This window comes from Bacillus sp. BHET2 (assembly GCF_005938125.1).
Lineage (GTDB): Bacteria > Bacillota > Bacilli > Bacillales > Bacillaceae_B > Rossellomorea.
On record NZ_VCQN01000005.1, the window covers coordinates 243,844 to 268,412 of the forward strand.

Below are 24,569 nucleotides of genomic sequence, written 5' to 3' on the forward strand. Positions count from 1 at the left end.
TGCGATTCATGTAGAAATTATTATATATCTTCATGATGCTTAGTGGACGAATGAATCGTGATATTAGACCAATTGTTAGCTTAGTGAAATATATTGTAATGAATAATAAAAATGTAATGGGTTCACTACTGTAAAGCAAGGGTATAATCAAATGAGATATATTTATATATATTAGGGAGGTTTCTGATGAACAATTTAAATGTTAGTTTCAGCGAAAAAGCAAAGAAAATCGTGAATGAGAAAAAGTATGATGCAATTAATAATCCTCATGGTTTCATGAGAAAACTAATAAAAAAAAATAAGAAAAAAGTTACAGTCGTGACAGCAGCCTATAATGCCGAGAAATTCATAGAAAGAACGATAGAATCGGTTATAAACCAATCACTTGGATCCGAAAACATTGAATTCATTATAGTAGACGACTGTTCTACAGATAATACAACTGAGATAATAAAAAACTATTTGAAGGAAAATCAAAACATATCACTTATTTCTCTGAAAGAGAACACCGGTTCACCAGGCACACCAAGAAATGTCGGGATTGAACTAGCCACTAGTGATTATATTACTTTCCTAGATGCTGATGACTGGCTGCACACAAATGGGTTGGAAACTCTTTATACCATTTTAAAAGAAACAGATGATGATTACGTTGTAGGAAAGACTATAAAAGTGGAGAAATCAGGAGAAACTGTAATAGGAGAATTCGCTTCAGTAAAAGAGAGAAGAAGTATTACACCCTTTGAGGTTCCACATTTTTTCTATCACATGGGGCCAACTGCAAGAATGATGAAGCGTGATATATTAATGAATGAAGATATTCGTTTTCCCGAAATGAGGTTTGGAGAGGATAAATTATTTTTCTCTGACCTGTTCTTTAATGTCAAATCTGTTTCCACAACTACAAAACCTATTTATTACGCGAATAGATTAGAAGAGAATGACGCTTCTTTAACGAGAACAACAGATGCGCTGGACAAGAGAAGGAATGACCTGGAGATAATAAAATATATTAAGGCTCAAAATCTTCCACTTCACATGGAAAAAACGGCTCTAACAAGGATATATGAATATGACTTCCTGCGTACATTCGATAGTAATTTGTTTGTGAATTCTCATAGTAAGGAAGAATTTATTGACCTATTCAAGAAGGTGGTTGAGACTACCAAAGATCTAAGGTATGACTTTCTCGAGGAATTTAAGACACCTTTTTACAAAGAAGCCACAAGGATATTTTTAGAAGATAGGATAAATGATTTTATAAGTTTATTTAAATGGCTCAAAAAAGAAAAAAATAAGCAATACGCCATTCGTAACGGTGTACCTTATTACGAAATCCCTTTTCTAGAAGGTGAAGAACGATATATTCGAATCCCAATGATTGCGTGGTCAATCGACTCAGAAATCATAGGGAATGAAATATTTAAGCAAACATTTGAAATTTACGGTGACGGTGATTTCCCTGAGAGAATCAATGAGATAATCATAAGGGATCGTAAAGAAGTGGATAATGACTATAAATGTAAGTTTGAGATTAAAGGTAATAGAGGGTATTTGACAGCCTCAATTGCAACTCTCGATCAGATGAAAAATTCGTTGTATACAGTATTTATTAGGTACAATGATTATCAATTGATCAATATAAAAGTGAAACCTAAAAATCAAATCATTCATAGTCAAAGAGAATTTGCATTTTATACCACTAAGGCAAACAACCTTGGATTTTCTATAAAAACAACTAAATGATTTAAGGGATTTATCATTGAAAACGGGAGCCTAGTTTAATTAGGCTCCCGTTTTCAATCAAATTGTAATATATCCTTAATGTCGCTCTTGTATTTTCCGTGTTAAGTTTACACAGAAGTTCAGATTGAATGGGGTGTTACTATAATGAAAAGAAATTATGCAATAGACTATATTAAGTTTTTTGCAATCTTTGCAGTCATACTCATCCATACTCAACCTTTTGAAGAAGCGAGAGTATTGGGAGTCGATGGGCACTATATTGATTTTGCAATTGATACACTTGCTCGTTTTGCAGTACCCTTCTTCTTTGTTTCGTCGGGATATTTATTCGGTAAGAAGATCTCCATAAATAATAACGAAAGTGTTTATTTTAGTGGATATATATATAAATTAATGAAGATCTTCATTTGCTGGTTTTTATTTTATTTAATCTACGATTTATTGATCAAAACGAAATTTCAATCCTTTAACATATACTCTTTTGATGAGGTAATGAACTATTTTAAAGGTAATATAAATTTGGAAGTATTCTTTTACGGGGCAAGTTCAGGCTATCAGTTATGGTACTTAGTGGCATTGATTTGGAGTGTATTCATCCTGTTTATATTTATAAACCTGAAAAAGTTGAATATATTGCTTTTGGTCAGTTTTATATTAAATATAATCGGATTGTTTAGCCAGTCTTATTCAGGGATATTTAATTTACCTGTTTCAACAAGAGATGGGGTTTTCTTTGGGCTATTTTATACCACGCTTGGATGTTTTTTCGCTTACAACAAAACAGAGATTATGAAAAAGATTAATAAACAAAAAGCATCACGGTTTTTAGCTGCTTTTATTATATTCTCCGTTCTTCAAATAGTTGAAAGGCTTGTAACAGTTTTTATACTGGATGGTAAAATTGGAGATTACTTTATCTTTACCGTTCCAACAACCATCAGTCTTTTCCTATATGTGATGTCTAAACCTGAACTAGGAAAAAAATCGATACTTACCAATATTGGTAAAAATTCAATAGGTATATATGTAATACATGTATTTTTCATTAAATTTATTAATCTAATGATAGATGTTTTAGGGGTAAGTTCAATTAATGAAACCATTATATGGAATATCATTTTAAGTCCAGCTATTTTGATTATCTCGTATATCTCCTATCAATTTTTACAAAAGGTTAAAGATAGATTTTTCTTATTTATTGTCTATTTATATAACAAATATAAGGAACCTAATTTAGTAGATTGGAAGGAATAGAAAAAATTACAATTGTAAATGTAGTGTAAATATATTAATTTATGGGTAATGATTAATTAATGTTCAATCATTTTTCACAGGCAACTGTTGATAACTCATAGGGCCTCGGTTAGAATGAAGTAGAATGGAGCACTTACAATATTCGACAACTATTTATTAAGGAATTGTAAATTTCTCATAATCGTACTGTAAAGAATATTGAGTATAATGTTGAATATGTTGCTAGGGAAATTCATAAATTCCAATTCTATTTTTCATCATAAGATAATAAAGTTAAGCACATATAAAGGGAATGTAACAATTAGCTGAAGGTTTAGTTACAGGAGGAGAATATAAATGAAAAAGGTAATTACGTATGGAACGTTTGATTTATTGCATTGGGGTCATATTAATTTATTAAAAAGAGCAAAACAGCTAGGAGACCATTTAACCGTTGCCATTTCATCAGATGAATTCAATGAGTTGAAAAATAAAGAGTCTTATCATAGTTTTGAAAACAGAAAAATGATATTGGAGTCTATTAGATATGTGGACGAGGTCATTGCTGAAAATGAATGGGAGCAAAAAATTTCTGATGTAGTCGAAAATGAGATAGATATTTTTGTGATGGGAGACGACTGGAAAGGGAAATTTGATTTCTTAAAGGACTACTGTGAAGTGGTTTACCTCCCTAGAACAATCGGTATTTCTACTACCAAAATTAAAAAAGATCTTTTGCAAGTTAAATGATAATGAGAGAAATAGCTATTACTCTTTATTTAGCTGTTTTCAGTATCATATTCAAACTGAGTCAATGGTTTCCACTGGAAAACAAAGTAACCTTTGTTGTCTCATTTAGTGAAAATAACAAGAGTATATATAAAGAGATGATACGACAAGATCTTTCTTGTCGTACTCTTTTTTTAACCACAGAAAAAATGTATTCTTCTTTCTCTAAACTTGAGAAATCAACAACGTTACTTTTTGAGATGAAAAGACCTATCGATTTCCTGCGTTCTATTTATCATTTAGCAACTTCCAAAATAATATTCGTGGATAATTATTATGGTTTTTTGGCGAAATCAAACTTTAAACCAGGCGTTGAGTGTATTCAATTGTGGCATGCGAATGGAGCAATTAAAAAATTCGGCCTGAAAGACCCTTCTATAAAGTCAAGAAGTGAAAAGGCGATACAACGATTTCATACCGTATATCAACGGTTTAGCACGGTGGTTGTGGGTTCGGATGCGATGACGGATATTTACAAACAAGCTTTTGGTATAAATGATAAGCGAATGGTTAGAACGGGCATTCCCAGAACCGATGTTTTTTTTGATCAATCGATAAAAAAGAAGGCAGAAGAAAAACTCAAAAAGAATCATCCTTTTTTAGAAAATAAAAAAGTGATCTTATATGCTCCAACATATCGTGAAGATGAGCTAATCGACGCTAAATTGAATCTCGACTTGAAAAAAATGGCTGACAGGTTTGATGAAGATTATATCTTATTACTAAAACTTCATCCGGCCATAAAGAATCGTTTCGAAATACCGTCGGATTTATCTGAGTTTATATATGATTTTTCTAATAACCCCAGTATGAATGAAATGTTATTTATTACAGATATTCTTATTACGGACTATTCGTCTATTCCATTTGAATACACTCTATTGAATCGTCCGGTCATCTTCTATTTATATGACCTTGAAGACTATAAAAGTGAGCGTGGGGTTTGGGACGGTTTCTTAGAATATTTGCCTGGACCAATAGCTGAAAATACGGATGATATTATTCGTTTAATTGAAGAGAATTCATTTGATTCGGAGAGAATCCATTCTTTCGCGGATAAGTGGAACCAATATTCCAAGGGGCAATCCAGTAGAAATGTAGTGGACTTAGTGAAAGGCTTATTAAAATAATACACTTCTATTCAAAAAGCACCGATGCCTCCCTAAAGGAGTTCATCGGTGCTTTTGTCTTCTTACTTATTTCGCCCCGTATAAAGGTTTATCAAAATACAGAGTATAGTTATCCAATAATTCATAGATATTAAAAATACTATTTACTTGCTTATAAGCCCAACCGATATCTGTAGCATATTGGTGAGTGCTTTCAGGGTTCCATCTCATTTTATAGAGAGTATCTTGTTGGAAGCCATCACGGTAAATATAGCCTTGGCTAATTAATTGAGCTCCGCCGATAATGGCATCTTCTGGTGTGAACCAGCCTTGTTCATAAGCAGTTTTAGCACCGCATTCCAAGGCACATTGATCAAAAGCACCATAGCCGTACATGTTATACACGACAACACCATTGTACAACGTGCCTTTTGCAAGATTAGAAGTCCCATTGCCAGTTTCAAGTAATGCATGCGAGATTAGATAGACTTCATTGACCTTGTACTTATTCGCAGCGTCTACAAAAGCTTGCCCTTTGCTGTCCAGGATTCCTTTTCCTTCCAGTACCTTTTGGTTGATCTCAGAAACACTTAAATTAGCGGGTAAGGAAAGTTTCAGAAATTGGTAATATTCCTTACTGCCGAATGTGAAGTTTTCAGGATCAAGATATGTTATAACATCTTCAGCATTTGCATTTTTCCACGTAACGCGGACTTCTACCCAATCTCCTTGTTTACCGATCACATATACACCGTCGTTTTTATTTAACGTTTGAACGATATTTGCACTTGAATTTGTATTCGGAGAAGAGCGCACATTCACTCTATCTGTGACAATCCCTTTATTCATATTTACATAATCAGCATATATATAGGCAGCTTCATTTCGATATTTATCGGTTTGAGGGCTATTATTCATCTGGCGAGCTAACATTTCATCCAATGTCATCCCGTAGTCTGTAAAATCTTGAATAACATCGGTCCCCATTGTTTTTACATCATCTTTGTTGATATATGAAACGGTAGGCTCTCCGCTAATATAGACAGTGGCTTCATACCAGTTAGAAGAAAAAGTCTTGTATTTTAACACGGTACCTTTGGGATAATCTTTGATTATGTTTGAAGATTTTGACGCTTTAGAGTAAATATCCGTCGGGCTCTTCAAGGAAAGTCCCTGTAAGCTATCTTGTTTATCCAGAATGTTTTCTACATGACTTGCATCAATGTATCCGCTTGTGCGGTGACCGTTAACATATACAATCGCTTCATACCATCCTCCAATAAAGGAGGTGTAATACAAAACCGTGCCTTCAGGATAGCTTTTTAATACTGCAGAAGAAGTGTTCGCTTTAGAAAACACTTTAGTAGGTGTTTGTAAGCCTATTCCCCTTAGCTGCTTCTGGTCATTTACACTGTTTTCAACATCAGAAGCGTGAATATATCCGGTCCTGCGATGGCCATTGATGTATACAGTACATTCATACCATCCGTCGATAAACGTTTTATAAACCAGAATACTACCTGCACTATAGCTCTTAAGAATACTAGTATTAGTCGATACTCCGCTATAAATAGGAGTTGAGCTTAGTGTGGCGACCCCCTTAAGGGTCTTTTGAGTACCATCAACATTTGTTACATCACCGGTTTTAATATATCCAGTGGTCGGTTGACCATTGATATACACCGTACATTCATACCATCCGTTGATGAACGTTTTATACACCAGAATAGTTCCCGATGAGTAGCTTTTTAAAACGCTTGAACTAGTAGAAGGTCCGTTATAAATAGAAGTAGTGTCTATTGCAACCCCTTTAAGTGGAACTTGTTCACTCACTACTTTCGTTACATCAGCGGCTTTAATGTAACCGGTCCTGGCACTGCCATTTACATAAACGAGGCATTCATACCAGCCGGAAGTGAACGTTTTGTAATAGAGAATACTCCCAATGCTATATGTTTTAATGACACTAGAATGTTCAGACGCTTGAGAATATATATTTGTTGGTGATTGCACCCCTGCGCCTTTCACATTTGTTTGGTCCGTTATTACATTTTCAACATCATTTTTAGAAATGTAACCCGTACTAGCTTTGCCATTGACATACACAGTAGCAATAAACCATTGTGAATTAAGAGCTTTATATTTTAGAATACTCCCTTGTTCATAGCTTTTAAGCTTTTGAGAGCTGGTTGATAGCTCTTTGTACACATGAGTGGGACTCTTCAAGGCAATTCCATTGTAAGATTCACTGCTTACTTGCAGTGATGCTTTCGAAAAAGTGGAAAAGGATTTAGGTTGTTTTAATGGTACTTCTTCCTTAACCTCCGCTTGTTCTACATCTTTGGTGCTTTTCTTCATTAAGGGTTCTTGAACCGATTTTTCATCAGAACTTTCGACTATTTCAGTCTCCTCATCAGCGCGTATTGTATCATCATTATTCGCACCTTCGTTTTGATCAACAGTTTCTTCTAATGTAGAACCTGCCTCTGTCTGTGTTTTTTCATCGTTATTCAATTTTTCTTGAGTTCCATTATCTTGATTTGTTTCACTCACTTCAGGAACCTCTTGGGTGGTAACGAATTTACTTAATACGTAACCTTTAAGATCTTCTTTCAATTCATCGCTAGAATAGACTACCAATGAATATGTAGAATCTTCCTTTGTATCTGGAAGAAGTGATACTTCCGAATCCGCAGGGATCTCGATTAGTATTTCACTTTCCTCTGAAGGTTCTTTATACATGCTAATAACTTCATTGGTATCCTCATTGGAAACGATCGCACTCTTACCATTTGAAACTTCACTTATCTCGGCTTGAGCGAAGCCTGAAAAATTAGAAAAAACAAGTAAAGCGGCCAGCAAAGAAAAACAAATCTTTTTAATTTGATTCATGATTGTGTAATTAATCCCTCCAAAAGTTAGATTAAGTAATTTACAAAAAAATTACTTATATGACAAAATAATTCTATCATATGTCGAAATATAAAAGAATAGTATTCTAAAAATGTAATATTTTTCTATATAGTTACTAAATAATTCAAGCATATACTTTATTTACTTATATATTATTTCAAAATAGTCATTTGTGAAATGAGTATGTAATATAGTGAGGGCGGTTTTAATATTAAAAAAGAATCTGCTTATAAACAGATTCTTACAAAGGATGTATATACTTTAAATAGTAGAAGCAGAAGAAGAGCTCTATTTATTGTAGAGGTTTGTTTATATTTGAATAGTATGGCTGTGGATACAAAAGGAATAAATAGAAACCAAATTTCTTGAATTTAGGTCTGCTTATAAATTCGTTTTTTCGTAGTATGTACTAAAAAACAGCAAACGTTATTATCATATCGACCGGTTTATTTTTTCTTGAAGTAGTCTCCCTTTATAATGAAATTTGAAATTTCAAGTAGATGTTGCTGCTTATCAGATAATCCTTCTTTAACTGTTGTACGACTAATAGTGAGTGGTGTTTCTACATATCCCCCGTTAGGGATGATTACGCTATCTTGTGGATTATTTATAAGACTATCACCTAATGCATTAGAAAGATGCTCAGGTTTTAGATCCATTATGGACCCAAGTGTGGGGAATATATCGATTTGGCCCCCCATTGAATAATTGATGGTCTTTTTAATGGAGGGATTATATATAAGAAATGGAACAGTTGCGAATGTTCTATACCATTCCTCAGTAGAAATATCCTTTTGAAGCCATTGCTCCAATAAAGATTTATCCCGGTGGAAAATGCCGTTGTGATCACCATATATAACAATAATCGAATCGTTGAGAAGACCCTGTTTTTTCAACGATTCGATAAATTTATTGAGCGCTTCATCTGTATATCGTACCGTTTGAAAGTAGTCTCCAAGCAAAGTACTATTCAAACTATCCGGCATAGATAGTGATTTCTGATTATGAGGCAATTGATATGGCATATGATTAGACAATGTCACAATAAAGGAATAAAACGGCTTGCTTTGCTTTCCCAAAACCTTTGCTGTTTCAGTGAACATTTCCTTATCTCCAACCCCCATTCCGATGATCTCTTGTTGAGGGAATTGCTCGATGGATATATAGTCATCGAATCCTAAGGAAGGATACATGAGGTTACGATTCCAAAATGTCTTCTCATCTGCATGGACAGCAAGGGTCGTGTATCCTTCTTTTTTTAAATAACTTCCAATAGAATGGTAAGTGTTAGAGGGGTACCTGAAAAAGACAGATCCCATTTTCAAGGGGAATAAGGAAGTTTGAGTTAAGAATTCAGCATCTGAACTGTTTCCTCCAATGGTTTGGGCATAAAAATTCGGGAATATAATGCTGTTCTTTAAAAGCTTATTAAGGGTAGGGGTAATCACTTGACCATTTACTTCCTTGTTCAATACAAATTGCTGCAACGATTCAACCTGAATCATAATAAGATTCTTATCTTTTCCTATACCTGCATATTCGGATTTCATGTGTATTACTGGCTTTTGGTTTAGGTGTTGTTTAATTCTTTTTCTATCGTCTATTGAGAGCGAGAAATTAGCATCACGGATATGGGAGTATGCATCAATGGCATGATGTCCGATAAGCCCATATTGAACTACTAAGTCTAGGGAGTCATATGTTTGAATTGGATTGGCTATGTGATCGATATACAGCAATTTAACAGGTTTTAATGAAATGCTAATTGCACCTACTATAAAAAGCGGTATAAACCTTTTTATGATGGATGGACTTTTGTGATACAGAAATGAAGGGTTCATGAAGATAAAAGAAAGAATAAATAGGTCAATGAAATATAGTGAATATATAAATCGAAATAGGTAGAAGATACTTTCTTCAAGCCCAGATAAATTAGTGGTTTGATATAGGGTTGATATTGTGATGGGTGAACTGAAGTAGTCCAAATAGAGTGTATTGGATAAGAGAACAATTGAAAGAAGCAAGTTTACAAGAAGAGAATAGAGCAATCTCCATTTATTTTGAAATGAAAAAGAGAATGCATAAAACAAAAGCAAAAACCCAACTGTTGTGGAAAAGACACCGCTTGAAAAAGTGGTGTCAGTGAAGGAATGGAAAAGGATGATCTTAACCAAAACAATAAAATAAATGAGTTCATTGGATAAACGTTTAATCGTGTTCTTTGCAACATTCAAACTTTGCATGAGATGTTCACACCCTACTTATGAATATAGAGTTTAGTGTATGATTACCATAATAAATATATTCATTATGGGGAGTTATTCTTATTATATGGGGAATATAATAAATGACTAATACTTTGTGATATACTGATGAAAATTTATTGAATGAAACAATGATGGAAAATATTAATTAATTTAGTTTTAGGCGGTGTACAATCATGAACCAACAACCAATCGCAGTCATCGGTACAGGAAGCTGGGGGACGGCCCTTGCCATGGTACTGGCTGACAATGGTTTAGACGTGAAGATATGGGGAAGAAGCAAGGAAACCATTGATGAAATCAATCAATACCACAGAAACGAAAGATACATAAAGAATGTAGAGCTCCCAGAGAATATCGTGGGATACCTTGATCTGAAAGAAGCATTGGAAGAAACGGACACCATTATACTGGCGGTTCCTACCAAGGCGATGCGAGAGGTTCTCTCAAAGATCCAGGAAGTACAGGAACAAGCATTGACCATTGTTCATGTAAGCAAAGGGATTGAACCGGAATCATTGTTAAGGATATCCGAAATCATCGAGGATTCGATGGATCGAGTGAATTTAAAGGATATTGTTGTTCTATCAGGACCGAGTCACGCGGAAGAAGTGAGTTTGCGTCAGCCGACAACGGTCGTAGCTGCTTCAAAGAATCCCGATTCGTCCATCATGGTGCAAAACATGTTCACAAATCATTACTTCAGAGTGTATACCAACACAGATATCGTTGGGGTTGAAATTGGTGGAGCTCTTAAGAATATCATCGCACTAGCGGCTGGCGTGGCAGATGGATTGGGATATGGAGATAACGCCAAAGCCGCTTTAGTCACCAGGGGGCTTAGTGAGATTTCAAGGCTCGGTTCGAAGATGGGAGCGAATCCCTTAACGTTTTCAGGGTTATCGGGAATCGGTGACCTGATTGTGACGTGTACAAGTGTCCACTCCCGTAACTGGAGAGCCGGGAATATGCTCGGAAAGGGTATGGCATTAGAAGAGGTACTGGATAATATGGGCATGGTCGTCGAAGGAGTAAGAACGACGAAAGCGGCTAAGCAACTGGCAGAGAAATTAGAGGTGAACATGCCGATTACCGATGCTTTATTTGATCTTCTATTTAATGGAGTTCAAGCGAAGGAAGCTGTCGACCGATTAATGCAGCGAAGCAAAACCCATGAAATGGAAGACCTCGTCGTACTGCTTGAGAACAAATTAATCGAAGAGTAAAAGAAAACCGTGAATCCTATAGTTGGATTCACGGTTTTTACGTATTATCTACCTGCTGTCATCCGTTCGATTGCTTTTTCATAAATCTGCTCATATTTCTCAGCAGCGAATAGATGGGAGTATTCCTGCTCGATTTTTCTTCTGGCGTTTTGAGCAAGTGTTTCACCAAACTCTGGGGAGTCCAAAATTTCAATGATTGCATGGGATAATGCATCGGTGTCCCTTTCTTCCACTAATAGTCCATCCTGGTGATCGTGAATGATCTCTTTCAGACCCCCCACTGCTCCGGCGATGACAGGAGAGGAAGACCCCATTGCCTCTAAAGCAGAGATGGAAGTGGCCTCTTCTACACCATAGGAGTGAATGCTTGGCACGAGGACGATATCAGACCCCCCGTACAAATATTTCATTTTGTCATGGGGAACGGTACCGAGGAGTAGGACGTTCTCATGAAGCGCTTGCTTCTCCACTTCCTTCTTAATGGCAGGCATCTGTTCACCAGTCCCTGCGTAAACCAATACTGTATCGGGATGTTTCGCTAATACCTTTTTCAAGGCAAGAGTTGGATAGATCACCCCGTTTTTCTCCGTCATTCTTCTTGGGACAAACAGCATCTTTTTATTTTTAGGTATATGGAATTCATCTTTAATAGTGGACAAATTCAGCTTTTTAGGATCGAAATCTTCTACATCAATGAAATTCTTAATCGAAGTCGCGTCTATTCCAGCCATTTTATACACATACTCTTTGATGCGCTGATCCACTGTCACGACTTCTGCTGCAAGAGAATAGGCTTTCCGTTCCCTCACACGGATCAGCTCATCCTCTTTGCTGCCTTCCTTGATCGCTCCTCTGCTGATTGCTTCGAAGGAATAGTAACCATGAACGGTCTCTACGACAGGAATACCGGAAGCCTCAGCGGCAAGAGTTGCGTATACGTCTTGAGTGTTGACCACATCATATTCCTGTTTAAGACGATTGAGCTGTTTTTGTATCAATGTCATCCGATTTTGATCGTTCATTACCTGACCAGCACCGGGCTTGAATTTACTCGCAATGAAGCCGGGAGCTTGTGCATAAGCTTTACGGATGATGGGGTTCAGCTCTGTAAAGGAGAGAACGTCCACATGATGCCCTCTTGATTCTAATCCACTCTTTAAAGTGGAAACATGAGTGGAAAGTCCACCCTCATGAGGATAGTCAAAGATGGTTGAAAGTAAGATTTTCATGTTTATTAGCTCCTTTTCACTTTTAGCTTATTTGCTAATGGTTGGATGGCATGGACTTTGAATAGAATGGAAAGAACAAGGTAGCCGGCGAAAATCAGAAATGAAACGACGATTGTTTCAAGAATGACGTTAATAGTGCCAGGGATCACATGCATCACGGGAATCACGATGATCAGGACACCCGTTGTCGCAAGGGCAAGCTTCCCTGCTTCTTTACTGAATTGCCTAATGTAGGTGTCCTTGTCTTCATAGTCCTTTAATAAATACAGGAACAGCACAAGGCACTGCATCAGCATCGATATGCTCGATGCAAGGGCAATACCACCTACCGCCATATACTTGGATAATGTAATACTAAGAACGATATTGACAATAACTGCTCCCAAACAGGAGTACATGGCAATTTTCGTTCTTTTAAGAGCGTAGAATCCATTCATTAGAAAATCACGTAAGGCAAAGAACATTAACCCAAGAGCATAGTAGAATAATGCCTGGTTGGTAATAATTGTTGCTGCCTTGTCAAAACTTCCCCGTTGAAAGGCTATTTCAATTAGATTGTCGCCAATTAATATCATGAGAAGCGTAAAGGGAATACTAGCAAATAGAATAAGAGATGTGCCTCTTCGAATGATGCCAAAGAATTTCCTGTAGCTTTCTAATACTCCTTCCACTAAAGAAGGATACAGCACAGTAATCAATGGTGTCAGGATGACACTGAGTGGAAGCCATAATAATCGATTTCCGTAGTTGAGAGCAGAAACGCTCCCGGTCTCAAGTCCCGTTGACACCATCCGATCCACTAAACTATTTAATTGGACACTGATGGCAGCGATGATAATAGGGTAGAAAAGAATCATGATTCTGAAGATTCTCTTCTTGTGCTTCCTGAAACTAAAGTTAAACCCAATCTCTGCCTTCTTGAATGAAGGGTATTGAATGAAGAACTGACCAGCAGCCCCGATTAACACCCCGATAGATAAACCATATACCCCATATGTATGTGCGAGTAAGATCGTGGCAAGGATGATGACCACGTTTTGAATGGTGGCTGAAAACGCCGGCAACACAAATTGCTTATTCGCATTGAGAACCCCTGTCGAGATAGATGTTAATGTGAGAAACACCATACTTGGGATCATGATTCTTGTAATCGTTACAGCCAGGTCGACTTGACCAGCAGTAAATCCCGGAGCCATGATCTGGATTAAGGGCTGAGTGAAGAGCATGGTTACCCCTATGAAGAGAAGGGAAAGAACCAGAAAGAATGTTCCTAATAAACTCATGAGCTTTCGTGCATCCTTTTCGCTCTTGCTCCGTTCTTCCATGAAAAGGGGAATCGTACCGGCCTGAATGGCAGTCCCTATCGCGGTGAACAACAGGGTAGGGACGAGACTTGAGACAAAGAAGACATCGGCTACCTCTGATGTACCGAAGTACGCAGCAATGATGCTTTCCCTTGCAAAGCCGAGTAGTTTCCCTAAACCGGATATGATCGTGACTAATCCAATTGATTTAATTAAAGTGGGTATTTTCATTGAATGCCTCATTTTTTATCATCTTGATGTTTCATCCTCCAAGGGCTGTCTGTCTTTATAAAGGAAATACCCTACTAACGTGTAAAAGTATAGAGTAAGAATCTTCTCTTCTAATACGTTATAAAATAATGCCATAAACAGCGCCGCAACGATGAGTGAAAAGAGGGTGGGGGATAAGGGTTCACCCCTTCTCTTCCAAAGTTGAATCATCATGCCGACAATGAAGGCTAATACGAATAACGTTCCAATCGTTCCAGTTTGAACAAGGAATTGTATGTATTGGTTATCAGAATACATCTGGTCAGGTAGCCCGTACTGTTCAGATATAGGTGAGCCATAACTTAATGTAGCGGAATCCCCAAACGTCCCGAACCCAGTACCGATGGCAGGGTGCAACATATAGATGTCTATTCCCTTGAATACGACATATAACCTGCCCCATTCAGAACTTTTTTGAATAATGTCATCTGAGAAGATTTCCTTAAATCGATTTGAAAAGGTCGATGAATGCCTCTTATTGGTTTCGTTATGCTCTTTCTCTTGGTCATCATCTTGGTCATCGTGTTGTGATGAAGTGTTCATACGGTCAGGATTCATCTGTGTAACATAAGACTTGGCAGCATTGGCAGGGTAATAGATGATACATAAACCGATAATCACCGTCACAATACACGTTTTCATCATTTTCCAATTCCTACTTAATAGTATATAAAGGATGAACGCAATTCCAAACGCTAATATAGACCCCCTCGAATAAGTAAGGCACAGGACACCAAGCATCAGTATGGCAGCACAAATGAGTGGCCATCTATATTTATGAAATGTTTGGTAGGCGTACAGTGTGGCAAACAGGCATATGCATAAAAAGGTTCCCAATACATTCGGGTTTGCTGTAAGGCCATATACTCTCATCTCATTTACAGAAGACAAATTCCAATTTTCCCAGGCTTCCGGCACGAACACTGTTCTTGAAGAGATAAATTCAATCATTCCATGAAGGGAAAGTAGGGTACCCATGATGACTGTGATCCCCACAAACCTCCGAATGTCTTCTCGGGTCACCTTCAGCTCACCCACAATAAATATCATCAGAAACGTAATCAAAAAGGCTCTGTTCTGAAAGATGATTGCCTTTAACTCAACTCCTGTCAAAAATGCTGAAATGGTCCCTGTGAAACAGAATAATATGATCCCGGTCGTCACAAAATATTTTGAGAGTCGGGAAAGGGATTTTTTATTTTTTATGTATTCAATAATCACCAGTACAAATAGGAAAACAATCAGTATGTCGCCTAAGAGTTTAAACCCACTATTTATTTCTATTAGAAACGGCCTAATGGGGAAGTATACGAATAATAGCAGCAATCCATTCTTCTTATCCTTCATCAGCAGGAATAATGTCACAGCGATTGAAACGAGTGACACTGCCAAATGAGTGAAAATCAAAGGTAGTAGAATACTTATGGAGAAGAGAAGCAAAAGATGATTATTCTTTGATATCAAGTCAATTCCACCTTTCAATCTGAGTAACGTCTATTTAAAGGTTATTCCTAGTATTAGCTTAATAAACGAATTTATAGTTTTATTTAATTATTTGTAAAGATTCATAAAGAAACGATGATATTTCCATGACAATGAAAAATAAGGAGTATTTTTATTTTATTATAGATGCGGAACGGAAATCCCTTTAATTCGTTTGATTGATTTGTAATTGTCATTTTACTGTAATCATTCTTAACAGAATAACTATTTCAGAATGCACGCACCTAAGATAGAATGAACATGAGAGAAATAGGAAAGGTAGAAGGCTATGAAGAATGATTCAGTTCAAATATTAAATATCCCTTTTGTGAACAAAACCAAGAGTGATATCGTAAATGACCTTTATAATCAATATCTGAAAGAGGGAAGAAAAGCATTTATCGTTACAGCCAATCCGGAAATTGTCATGCATGCCAGAACAGATGCAGATTACCTCTACACGCTAAGTAAGGCAGATTATATCATTCCGGATGGAATAGGAGTAGTCATTGCATCGAGAATCAAAAACCAACCCCTGATAGAGAGAGTGCCCGGGTTTGAACTAATGGAAGAGCTGCTGTCATTATCCAATGAGCAATCGCTCCGGGTATATATTGTCGGTGCGAAACCGGAAGTGTTAGATAAAGCCGTGGTCAATGTGAAGCGGAAGTATCCTAACCTGCAATTGGCGGGACATCACCATGGTTACTTTGAAGATGGAAATGAAGAGATCATTCAGGAAATCAAACAATCAGAACCGGATCTGATCCTTGTTGCACTAGGGTTTCCAAGACAGGAAAAATGGATAAAAGAAAATATGGTTCATGTCCAAAAAGGTGTTTTCATCGGTGTCGGAGGCAGTATTGATGTATTGGCGGGACACGTAAAGAGAGCACCGGTCATGTGGCAAAGAGTTCATTTGGAATGGTTCTATCGACTGTTGCAGCAACCATCAAGATGGAGGAGGATGGCGGTTCTTCCACAATTCATCTTCCACGTAATAAAATCAAAAAGATAAACTTATTTAGGAACGAAGAGGAGGATTTGATTCATGAAGATATTACATCTAAATGCCGGAAACGAAAGTGGTGGAGGCATGCATCATATCCTATCTTTACTAAATGAGTTGAACCGGGAAGAATTCTATTTGGGTGTTTTTGAAGAAGGTGAAATGTACGAACGTGCACATGACCTCGACATCCAGACAGTTCTATTTCAGCAGAATTCCAGGTTTGATCTTTCCATTCTCAGTAAAATCATCCGTTTCATCCGAAAAAAAGGCATCGACATCATACATACCCATGGGGCAAGGGCGAATTGCTATGGGGCGTTAATTCGAAGTTTTGCCGATATAAAGTGGATCGTAACGGTACATAGTGATCCCAGAGATGACTTTATGGGAAGAGGCTGGTTAGGTAAGCTTTATACCACTTTAAATTTGAGGGCTTTGAAAAAAGCGGACCATCACCTTGCCATCTCAGAGCGGTTCAAGCAGATTTTACTGAATTTCAATATTGATGAGGAAAAAATAACGACCATATTAAATGGCATCGATTTCAACAAAAAACTTGCAGAGCCATTCTCCAGAGAAGAACTGGGGATGAATGAAAATGATTTTATCATCATGATGGTTGCAAGACTTGAAGCGGTCAAAGGTCATAAAGTAGCTTTAAAAGCTGTGAGGAATTTGATTGAGAATCATCACACTAACATGAAGATCCTTCTGATAGGAGATGGCTCTGAAAAGGAAGCGTTGAAAAAATATTCAGAAGAACAAGGCATTTCCGGACATGTTGAATTCATGGGGCACCGGAATGATGTAGAGAGAATTTACCCCATTGCGGATGTAGCCATTCTGACCTCATACAGCGAGAGTTTCCCCTTGGTTCTGCTTGAAGCGGCAAGGGCAGGTATTCCTATCATGACAACGGATGTGGGTGGGGTGGATCAACTCATTCCAGATGAGAGCTACGGTTGGATAATACCCATTGAGGATAGTGATAAACTGACGAAAAACCTCGAGTCAGCCGTGAGAGAAAAAGCAAAGGGAGCACTCACTTTTATGGGTGAAAAGATAAAAACATACAGTAAAAGACATTTTTCGGTAGAGCAATTCGCAAATAACGTTTATAATGTATACTTGAAGCTATGAAAGTAAATTGAGTATGTATTAATTACCTGTTTCGCAAGTAAAGTTACCGGGTAGATTAACTACAAGAGGTGTGACAATGATGTTAATTCTAACCTTAATCATATGTTTTTTGTTAACCCTGGGGATAACCCCGTTAGTAAAGAAACTCGCCTATAAAGTGGGAGCCACCGATCAACCCAACGTCCGGAAGGTGCATCAGAAGATTATGCCCCGTCTAGGAGGACTCGCCATTTATATTGGGTTTATTGCAGGATTTTTGATTTTACGTCCTGAGGACCCTTATGCTGGAGTGATCATCCTGGGCAGTGCCATCATCCTTCTAACCGGAATGGCCGATGACATATTTGAACTATCTGCCCGCTGGAAATTACTTGGTCAGCTGATCGCAGCCTTTACAGTTGTGCTCGGCGGGGTCCAGATTAATTTCATTAACCTTCCATTCGGTGGTGAGCTGGAATTTGGTTCTTTCAGTATTCCGATTACCATTCTCTGGATTGTAGGGATTACAAACGCTGTAAATCTCATTGATGGATTAGACGGCCTTGCGGCGGGAGTCTCCACAATCGGTCTTGCCACAATCGGCTTCATGGCCATGCTTAAAGGTGACGTTTTCGTTATGTCTATCGCCTTGATTCTTATTGTGAGCACCATCGGCTTTCTCTATTTTAATTTTCATCCTGCGAAGATCTTCATGGGTGATACAGGTGCCTTGTTCCTTGGATACATGATAGCCGTGCTCTCCATGCTAGGATTTAAGAATGTTACAATGATTTCTTTAATCATCCCATTGATCATCCTGGGCGTACCAATTTCAGATACCTTCTTCGCCATCATCAGAAGAATCGTCAACAAGAGCCCGCTACATGCTCCGGATAAATCGCACTTGCATCACTGCTTATTGCGGATAGGGTTCACCCATAAACAAACCGTTATCATCATTTATGCAATCGCAGCAATGTTCAGTATGGCAGCCATCATCTTTTCCATGTCGACGGTATGGGGAGCCATGATTGTAGTGGCGGTCCTGCTCATCGCAATTGAATGGTTCATTGAAAGTATAGGTCTTGTGAATTCTAATTATCAGCCTTTGATTAAATTTGTTAAAGCAAGGGCATCAAGGAAGTAAATATGAAAAAAGTGAGACTGGGACGAAACTGTTTTAGTCGAATGAAAATCCGAACGATTTTTCGAAATTCTTTTAGTAGAAGAATCGAGATCGTTCGGATTTTTTATATGTTCAAGTTGTTGATTGGAATAGGGACAAAGATTCCTGCGGGAAAAGCGGAAGAGGTGAGCACCCCACAGGAGAATTGAGTTGTGAGGAGGCAGAACTGTCCAGCCTGCGATATGCGAAGAATTCTACCGACAACTGCAGCGGTGCCAATTACCAAAAAAGTTTTCGGTGGAATTATGTCCCAACTTTCCCTTTTTTCTTATGGGGGTTGTAGGTCTTATTGGTTTTCTTTTATTTCTTTCTTTATCACTTCAGTTATATGAACCTTTTTCGATTAATTTCCTTGCCTCTTCCCTTGAAGTAACTGATTCGATTTGTTTTGTCCAAAACTTCACTGTGCCTTTTTCCGTACCATTCTCGTATAGGGTATGGTGATATCTGGATTCGAACACAACCACCATTTCTAGGTGATTTCCGGTCTTCGCTAGTTTTTCCTTAATGCTTTCAATTATTGGAATGGCATCGAGAAAACGTTTGGCATCCGATTCATTCATCACCTTATCTTGATACAAATAGAGTGCCGTCTTCTGATCATGAACCATCCTCTTGTTCTCTTCATCACTATCTTCATAGTAGCGAGTGATAAGGGAATGGTGAAATCCAAGTTCTTCCAGTCTCATACTTTCATTAGAATTCTTGAGCTGTTGATTAAATCCTTGGATGATTTCCGATTCTGCATAATTGTCACTTTCAACATGTGATGAGAACATGTTATTTGAAACCTTGATCGTGAACACATATTCTGGTTTGTCTCCGCGTTTGACTGTGTACTTGTCTGAATGCTCTCCTTTATCACCGATAACTTCTACATCAAACCCATATTTTTCATTCGTATAATCATTGAGCATGCTTTCCTGACGATTCGCTGCCCAATACCATGTCGAAAATACTGTGCCGCCTACGAAAAGAGTTAACAAAAGCATTTGTCGTTTTTTCACAACAACACCTCCATATTTCTTTCTCCAAACTGTTGGTATTCCTTATTTATTTTACAATCATTTAAGTTTGAGAATATATGCTATATGCTTATTTGTTTACAAAATACTACTTTTTTCAAGTGGAATTCAGTTACTTTCGAATGAGGTATAGAACATTCAGAAAAGGTGAGTAGACGTGAAGTTAAATTTCTGAATAATAGGTGGTGAAATTCGCTTTACAGGGTAGATGAGGTTTCTTTATATAGACAAAAGACTCGTCAATAATCGACGAGTCTTTTGTCTATATAAAGTTGCTGCAGATTAGAGTGCCAAGAATGGTCTTGTTAAAGATCGATATTTTGGTTCGTCCATTCCAAAACGGGACTACTTAGCATCTTCTGCAGCCTTTTATTCATTCATTCATATGAAGAAGGATCCTCTTCACCAGCCGTGGTCCGGTTGATTTCAAGGTGATCCTGTAATTCGATACTAGTATTGGCAAGACTCGTATCATCAAGCAACCAATAGTAGATGTTATCGATGTAAGTATCCTCACCTTCAAGTGAGAGTGTGTTCATGTCCAATTTTTTCTTTAATCCATAACTGGACAATGCTTTCATCTCATCAAAAGTCATATTGGTTTCCATATTGTCTCCGATTGCCTGGATGATATCATCGTACTTGGTCAAGGCATTGGCAGATACAGCTCTCTTCATTATGCCTTTCAAGATTTCCTGTTGGCGTTTCCCCCGTTCAATATCATTATCCTGTTTACGGGTTCTTGCTAATGCTAAAGCTTCTTCTCCATCAAGATTCTGCTCTCCCGGAAGTAAATGGATGGCATTGGCTTTATCTTTGGAGTTTTGCTCGTATAGTTCATACGGTACTTCTACATTGATGCCGTTCAGTGCGTCAACGACATCAATAAACGCATTGAAGTTCATTTTCACATAGTAGTCGACGGGGATGTTGAACATGGTTTCAACTGCTTCAATAGAAGCTTTTGGACCGCCAAATGCATGGGCGTGGTTGATTTTGGTCTTGTATCCTACTTCGGGTAAGTAAACATAGGAGTCACGTGGGATACTTACGAGTTTGACGGATTTATCTTTTTCATTTAAAGTGGCAAGCATCAGGGCATCGGAACGAGTAGTGGATCCGAAATTTCGTGTTTCACTCTCATCAACCCCGATAAACAGGATGGATACATTATCAATATTCGGATCGACCTTTTCTTCGCGAAGATCTGACTTCTCCCGGCCATCAATATTGTTGTAAGAGTCATTAAAGACAGTTTCAGCTTTTTTATACAATAGCGCTCCATACCCAGCTACAGAAAACGTGACGATAAGGAGTGGAATGATGAGGAAGAAAACAATCCTTCTCCTGCGTTTCTTCTTTTTCATATTGTTACGATTAGCCTTTTCAATCGACATATGTAATAAAACTCCTTCTTCGAGTAGTGATACCAATAACAATTTTCGACGAATTATTCCAAATTCTATTGTACTACGATACCCATGATACCGTAAAATGAAATTTGTATTACAAGAGGGACGGACCTTGATGGCCAAGGTCCGTCCCTCTTGTAGCTTCTTCTATATGTCGATTTCTAGATACTCTACGTCGGTCTCTTGAATGTCCCCTTGACCGTTTGTAAGCTCAGTCATCCATTCTATAAACTGATCTTTTGACCCTTCTTCTACATACACTTCCACCTCAACCGTCTCCAGGTAGTGAATCGATTTTAACTGGTAGTGAGAAGACCTCACTTCATTTTCGACTTTCCCTAGCCATGTGTAATCGATAGTGGTTTTCATGATACGCATAAGCCGTCTTTCCACACTGCCTGTTGCATTAAGCCCTTCAGAAGTAGATCGCCCATACGCACGGATCAATCCACCGGCACCAAGCTTGATACCTCCGAAATAACGAGTCACCACTACCACTGTGTCTTTAAGATTACGTTTTTTTAGCACCTCAAGCATCGGCACTCCAGCAGTTCCGCTTGGTTCCCCGTCATCATTCGCTTTTTGGATCAGATTATTTTCACCAATCATATAAGCAGAACAGTTATGATTGGCGTCATGATGCCTCTTCTTGATAGTGGAAATGAATTCCTGGGCTTCTTCCTCAGTTTCTACACGATTCACGTAGGTAATAAATCTGGACCGTTCGATATTGATTTCATGTTCTCCGTAACCTTTTACGGTGTTATAGTGATGTAGCAATCGTATTTCTCCTTTCACTATTGTCGAAACTTACGACAAATTTCGTACAATTTCTCATACATATACTATATAGAAATTGAAGAGACAATGCACAACTTGAGTACTATAAAGCCTGTCAATTCAGGTGAAATACTGGTTTCACATGAAATAATGGTAATACAATGTAATCAAACTTTAATCTCCGACAATTTATGACATGGTATAATGGACGCTGATAGTAATACTTCTGTTGTTCCAATGCTCATATAGGACGTCGAATGGTCTAGATATTTGCCATTCATTCTCTTACTTTTCCTGGAGCGAATGATCCCTTGGTAGAGGTATTACGTAGGAATATGCCTAGATGAATAAAGGAGTTTAATGATTTTTCATTGAAATGATAATAGGTACTTGTTTGTAGATGATTAGTAGGTCTATCGACATGAAGAAAAGACTGAAATTCAAACTTGGAAATACCCGTTGTTATTATGTGAGTATAGTGATCATGAAGCTTTATGCTAGGTTGACTACTATTGTGGAACAAAAGAGGGGTGTACCGTGTCACTAAAAAAAATAGACACCAAGATGTTAGATAGCATCCTGAAAAAGATGGTCGATACGGTTGACGAAAGTAAGGATGAAATCTTCCAGATTGGCGAGCAATGTCGAAATGATTATGAAGATTTGGTAAGTGAGCTACTAGAAGTAAAAGAAATGGTTGTGAAGGTGATTGATGAAGGGGATGCTCTCCATCAGAAATCGAAGTTTGCAAGGCTCAGGCTCTCTGAGGTAAGCAAGCATTTTCAGACCTATTCAGAAGACCAGGTAAGAGAAGCATATGAGAAAGCTCATGACCTGCAGATGAAGCTTTCCATGAATAGACAGCAGGAAAAGCAGCTGAGAGAGCGCAGGGATGAACTGGAAAGACGCATGCGATCACTCGGAGATACGATTGAACGGGCAGAAAATCTTTGCTCACAAATATCGGTCGTTCTCAATTATTTAAATAGTGACTTAAGGCAGGTTAACGAGGCATTAGAGGACGCGAAGCAGCGTCAGGATTTCGGTCTCAAGATTATTGAGGCACAAGAGGATGAACGAAAACGCTTATCCCGGGAAATTCATGACGGACCTGCACAAATGATGGCAAATGTCTTGATTCGTTCCGATTTAATCGAACGTGTGTATCGAGAAAAGAGTACAGAAGATGCCATCAAGGAAATACGCGATCTCAAACGAATGGTCCGCTCAGCTCTTTATGAGGTTCGTCGCATCATTTACGACCTTAGACCAATGGCGCTCGATGACCTGGGGTTGATACCGACCCTCAAAAAGTACTTGAGTACAATCGAAGAGTATAACCAGGAGACCTCGATTCAATTTGTCAATATGGGGCTCGATATCAGACTTCCTTCAAAATTCGAAGTCGCTCTGTTCCGATTAGTACAAGAAAGTGTCCAGAATGCCCTTAAGCACGCTCAATCTACACATATTCAAGTTAAAGTAGAAGTAAAGAAAGACCAAATAACAGTTGTTGTCAAAGACAACGGCAAAGGATTCGATAAAGAAAAACAAAAAACAGGATCCTTTGGCATCATGGGGATGAAAGAACGTGTCGACCTTCTCGAAGGGGACATCACGATTGACTCGAAAGTAGGGGCTGGAACGGTCATTCTGATCCAGGTACCGCTTAATACGTAAATTTTTCCAAGGTTTAGGGAGGCGAAAGACATGGCAACAAATATTGTTATCATTGACGATCATCAGCTTTTCAGAGAAGGGGTTAAACGAATTCTCGAATTTGAATCTTCTTTCAACGTAGTAGCAGAAGGAGATGACGGTTCAGAAGCGATGAACCTGGTAGAAACACATGAACCTGACGTTGTCCTCATGGATATTAATATGCCTGAAATAAACGGCGTGGAAGCGACTCGTGAATTAATGGCCAAGTATCCGGATACGAAAGTCATTATCTTATCGATTCACGATGACGAAAACTATGTAAACCATGCGCTGAAAACAGGTGCACTTGGTTACCTATTAAAAGAAATGGACTCAGATGCCCTTGTTGACGCCGTGAAAATCGTCGCAGAAGGCGGATCTTACGTTCATCCGAAGGTAACCCACAACCTGGTAGCAGAATACAAGCGCCTGGCAAACGCCCAGAACACAGGTGGATTCCAGCAATCCGAAGTTCGCCGCCCGCTTCACCTATTAACTCGTCGTGAGTGTGAAGTACTGCAAATGCTTGCTGATGGTAAGAGTAACCGTGGAATTGGTGAAGGATTATACATTAGTGAAAAAACGGTTAAAAACCATGTAAGTAACATCCTTCAAAAAATGAACGTGAACGACCGTACCCAGGCAGTTGTGACTGCAATTAAGAATGGTTGGGTGGAAGTACGATAACGTTTAGAGAGTTATGTGTATTGTGAATTTGTTGTTGAGAGAGCGGCCCTTCTTCGTGGAGGGCCGTTTTTTTCTGTTAGAA

Annotated in this window: 18 protein-coding genes; 10 read left to right on the plus strand and 8 right to left on the minus strand. The window is 38.1% G+C overall.

The window, feature by feature from the left end:
• Positions 1 to 186 precede the first annotated feature (186 nt).
• The 4 genes from FGG79_RS18275 to FGG79_RS18290 all read left to right on the plus strand — a co-directional run bounded on the left by FGG79_RS18275 (position 187) and on the right by FGG79_RS18290 (position 4,898).
• Entirely contained in the window at positions 187 to 1,746 is a 1,560-nt protein-coding gene (locus FGG79_RS18275) for a glycosyltransferase family 2 protein (protein WP_138780978.1), read from the plus strand.
• 144 nt (positions 1,747 to 1,890) lie between these two features.
• The gene (locus FGG79_RS18280) at positions 1,891 to 3,000 is read left to right on the plus strand and encodes an acyltransferase (protein ID WP_138780980.1); all 1,110 of its coding nucleotides are present in this window, start codon (positions 1,891 to 1,893) and stop codon (positions 2,998 to 3,000) included.
• Between the two features lie 336 nt (positions 3,001 to 3,336).
• Positions 3,337 to 3,729 carry a glycerol-3-phosphate cytidylyltransferase gene (gene tagD / locus FGG79_RS18285; RefSeq protein WP_138780982.1) on the plus strand — a complete coding sequence of 131 codons (393 nt, stop codon included), beginning with the start codon at positions 3,337 to 3,339 and terminating at the stop codon, positions 3,727 to 3,729.
• 2 nt (positions 3,730 to 3,731) lie between these two features.
• Complete coding sequence (locus tag FGG79_RS18290; protein WP_171050996.1) at positions 3,732 to 4,898, plus strand: CDP-glycerol glycerophosphotransferase family protein; 1,167 nt, start codon at positions 3,732 to 3,734, stop codon at positions 4,896 to 4,898.
• Positions 4,899 to 4,964: 66 nt separating this feature from the next.
• Here the strand turns inward: FGG79_RS18290 and FGG79_RS18295 are convergent, their stop codons facing one another.
• A complete protein-coding gene (locus FGG79_RS18295) occupies positions 4,965 to 7,769 on the minus strand; it encodes an N-acetylglucosaminidase (protein ID WP_138780985.1) in 2,805 nt (934 codons plus the stop codon).
• Between the two features lie 467 nt (positions 7,770 to 8,236).
• Positions 8,237 to 10,033: an LTA synthase family protein gene (locus FGG79_RS18300; protein ID WP_138780987.1), complete on the minus strand. Its 1,797-nt coding sequence runs from the start codon at positions 10,031 to 10,033 to the stop codon at positions 8,237 to 8,239.
• Between the two features lie 197 nt (positions 10,034 to 10,230).
• Here FGG79_RS18300 and FGG79_RS18305 point away from each other — a divergent pair, with 197 nt between their 5' ends.
• Positions 10,231 to 11,280, plus strand: a complete 1,050-nt coding sequence (locus tag FGG79_RS18305) for an NAD(P)H-dependent glycerol-3-phosphate dehydrogenase (RefSeq protein ID WP_138780989.1) — start codon at positions 10,231 to 10,233, stop codon at positions 11,278 to 11,280.
• A 44-nt stretch (positions 11,281 to 11,324) separates the two neighbouring features.
• Here the strand turns inward: FGG79_RS18305 and FGG79_RS18310 are convergent, their stop codons facing one another.
• Genes FGG79_RS18310 through FGG79_RS18320 form a run of 3 tightly spaced genes read right to left on the minus strand, consistent with a single transcriptional unit; the run spans position 11,325 to position 15,547 of the window.
• Positions 11,325 to 12,509 carry a glycosyltransferase family 4 protein gene (locus tag FGG79_RS18310; protein WP_138780991.1) on the minus strand — a complete coding sequence of 395 codons (1,185 nt, stop codon included), beginning with the start codon at positions 12,507 to 12,509 and terminating at the stop codon, positions 11,325 to 11,327.
• A gap of 5 nt (positions 12,510 to 12,514) precedes the next feature.
• Complete coding sequence (gene murJ, locus FGG79_RS18315; RefSeq protein WP_171050997.1) at positions 12,515 to 14,044, minus strand: murein biosynthesis integral membrane protein MurJ; 1,530 nt, start codon at positions 14,042 to 14,044, stop codon at positions 12,515 to 12,517.
• Between the two features lie 18 nt (positions 14,045 to 14,062).
• On the minus strand, positions 14,063 to 15,547 hold the full coding sequence (locus tag FGG79_RS18320; RefSeq protein ID WP_138780995.1) for an O-antigen ligase family protein: 1,485 nt from the start codon (positions 15,545 to 15,547) through the stop codon (positions 14,063 to 14,065).
• 307 nt (positions 15,548 to 15,854) lie between these two features.
• Between FGG79_RS18320 and FGG79_RS18325 the strand changes: the two genes are divergently transcribed.
• The 3 genes from FGG79_RS18325 (at position 15,855) to FGG79_RS18335 (ending at position 18,843) form a co-directional block, all read left to right on the plus strand.
• Complete coding sequence (locus FGG79_RS18325; protein ID WP_138780997.1) at positions 15,855 to 16,583, plus strand: WecB/TagA/CpsF family glycosyltransferase; 729 nt, start codon at positions 15,855 to 15,857, stop codon at positions 16,581 to 16,583.
• 33 nt (positions 16,584 to 16,616) lie between these two features.
• The gene (locus FGG79_RS18330; RefSeq protein WP_138780999.1) at positions 16,617 to 17,717 is read left to right on the plus strand and encodes a glycosyltransferase family 4 protein; all 1,101 of its coding nucleotides are present in this window, start codon (positions 16,617 to 16,619) and stop codon (positions 17,715 to 17,717) included.
• A 79-nt stretch (positions 17,718 to 17,796) separates the two neighbouring features.
• Positions 17,797 to 18,843: a glycosyltransferase family 4 protein gene (locus FGG79_RS18335; protein ID WP_138781104.1), complete on the plus strand. Its 1,047-nt coding sequence runs from the start codon at positions 17,797 to 17,799 to the stop codon at positions 18,841 to 18,843.
• A gap of 359 nt (positions 18,844 to 19,202) precedes the next feature.
• On the opposite strand, the gene FGG79_RS18340 is transcribed toward FGG79_RS18335, so the two are convergent.
• From FGG79_RS18340 to FGG79_RS18350, 3 genes are all read right to left on the minus strand, one after another.
• A complete protein-coding gene (locus FGG79_RS18340) occupies positions 19,203 to 19,889 on the minus strand; it encodes a hypothetical protein (RefSeq protein WP_138781001.1) in 687 nt (228 codons plus the stop codon).
• A 395-nt stretch (positions 19,890 to 20,284) separates the two neighbouring features.
• Entirely contained in the window at positions 20,285 to 21,304 is a 1,020-nt protein-coding gene (locus tag FGG79_RS18345; protein WP_138781003.1) for an LCP family protein, read from the minus strand.
• Between the two features lie 162 nt (positions 21,305 to 21,466).
• On the minus strand, positions 21,467 to 22,099 hold the full coding sequence (locus tag FGG79_RS18350) for a YigZ family protein (RefSeq protein WP_138781005.1): 633 nt from the start codon (positions 22,097 to 22,099) through the stop codon (positions 21,467 to 21,469).
• A 537-nt stretch (positions 22,100 to 22,636) separates the two neighbouring features.
• Between FGG79_RS18350 and FGG79_RS18355 the strand changes: the two genes are divergently transcribed.
• Positions 22,637 to 23,779 (plus strand): sensor histidine kinase, encoded by a 1,143-nt coding sequence (locus tag FGG79_RS18355; RefSeq protein ID WP_138781007.1) that lies wholly within the window; start codon positions 22,637 to 22,639, stop codon positions 23,777 to 23,779.
• 30 nt (positions 23,780 to 23,809) lie between these two features.
• Positions 23,810 to 24,487, plus strand: coding sequence for a response regulator (locus FGG79_RS18360; protein WP_138781009.1), 678 nt, complete (start codon positions 23,810 to 23,812; stop codon positions 24,485 to 24,487).
• Positions 24,488 to 24,569 lie beyond the last annotated feature (82 nt).

What these genes read in the sequence shown, in the direction of transcription:
- FGG79_RS18335 (WP_138781104.1), top strand. Translation starts at nt 17,797, where the DNA reads ATGTTAATTCTAACCTTAATCATATGTTTTTTGTTAACCCTGGGGATA.
- murJ (WP_171050997.1), bottom strand. Translation starts at nt 14,044, where the DNA reads ATGAAAATACCCACTTTAATTAAATCAATTGGATTAGTCACGATCATA.
- FGG79_RS18280 (WP_138780980.1), top strand. Translation starts at nt 1,891, where the DNA reads ATGAAAAGAAATTATGCAATAGACTATATTAAGTTTTTTGCAATCTTT.
- FGG79_RS18325 (WP_138780997.1), top strand. Translation starts at nt 15,855, where the DNA reads ATGAAGAATGATTCAGTTCAAATATTAAATATCCCTTTTGTGAACAAA.
- tagD (WP_138780982.1), top strand. Translation starts at nt 3,337, where the DNA reads ATGAAAAAGGTAATTACGTATGGAACGTTTGATTTATTGCATTGGGGT.
- FGG79_RS18305 (WP_138780989.1), top strand. Translation starts at nt 10,231, where the DNA reads ATGAACCAACAACCAATCGCAGTCATCGGTACAGGAAGCTGGGGGACG.
- FGG79_RS18290 (WP_171050996.1), top strand. Translation starts at nt 3,732, where the DNA reads ATGAGAGAAATAGCTATTACTCTTTATTTAGCTGTTTTCAGTATCATA.
- FGG79_RS18295 (WP_138780985.1), bottom strand. Translation starts at nt 7,769, where the DNA reads ATGAATCAAATTAAAAAGATTTGTTTTTCTTTGCTGGCCGCTTTACTT.
- FGG79_RS18360 (WP_138781009.1), top strand. Translation starts at nt 23,810, where the DNA reads ATGGCAACAAATATTGTTATCATTGACGATCATCAGCTTTTCAGAGAA.
- FGG79_RS18310 (WP_138780991.1), bottom strand. Translation starts at nt 12,509, where the DNA reads ATGAAAATCTTACTTTCAACCATCTTTGACTATCCTCATGAGGGTGGA.
- FGG79_RS18345 (WP_138781003.1), bottom strand. Translation starts at nt 21,304, where the DNA reads ATGTCGATTGAAAAGGCTAATCGTAACAATATGAAAAAGAAGAAACGC.
- FGG79_RS18275 (WP_138780978.1), top strand. Translation starts at nt 187, where the DNA reads ATGAACAATTTAAATGTTAGTTTCAGCGAAAAAGCAAAGAAAATCGTG.
- FGG79_RS18300 (WP_138780987.1), bottom strand. Translation starts at nt 10,033, where the DNA reads ATGCAAAGTTTGAATGTTGCAAAGAACACGATTAAACGTTTATCCAAT.
- FGG79_RS18330 (WP_138780999.1), top strand. Translation starts at nt 16,617, where the DNA reads ATGAAGATATTACATCTAAATGCCGGAAACGAAAGTGGTGGAGGCATG.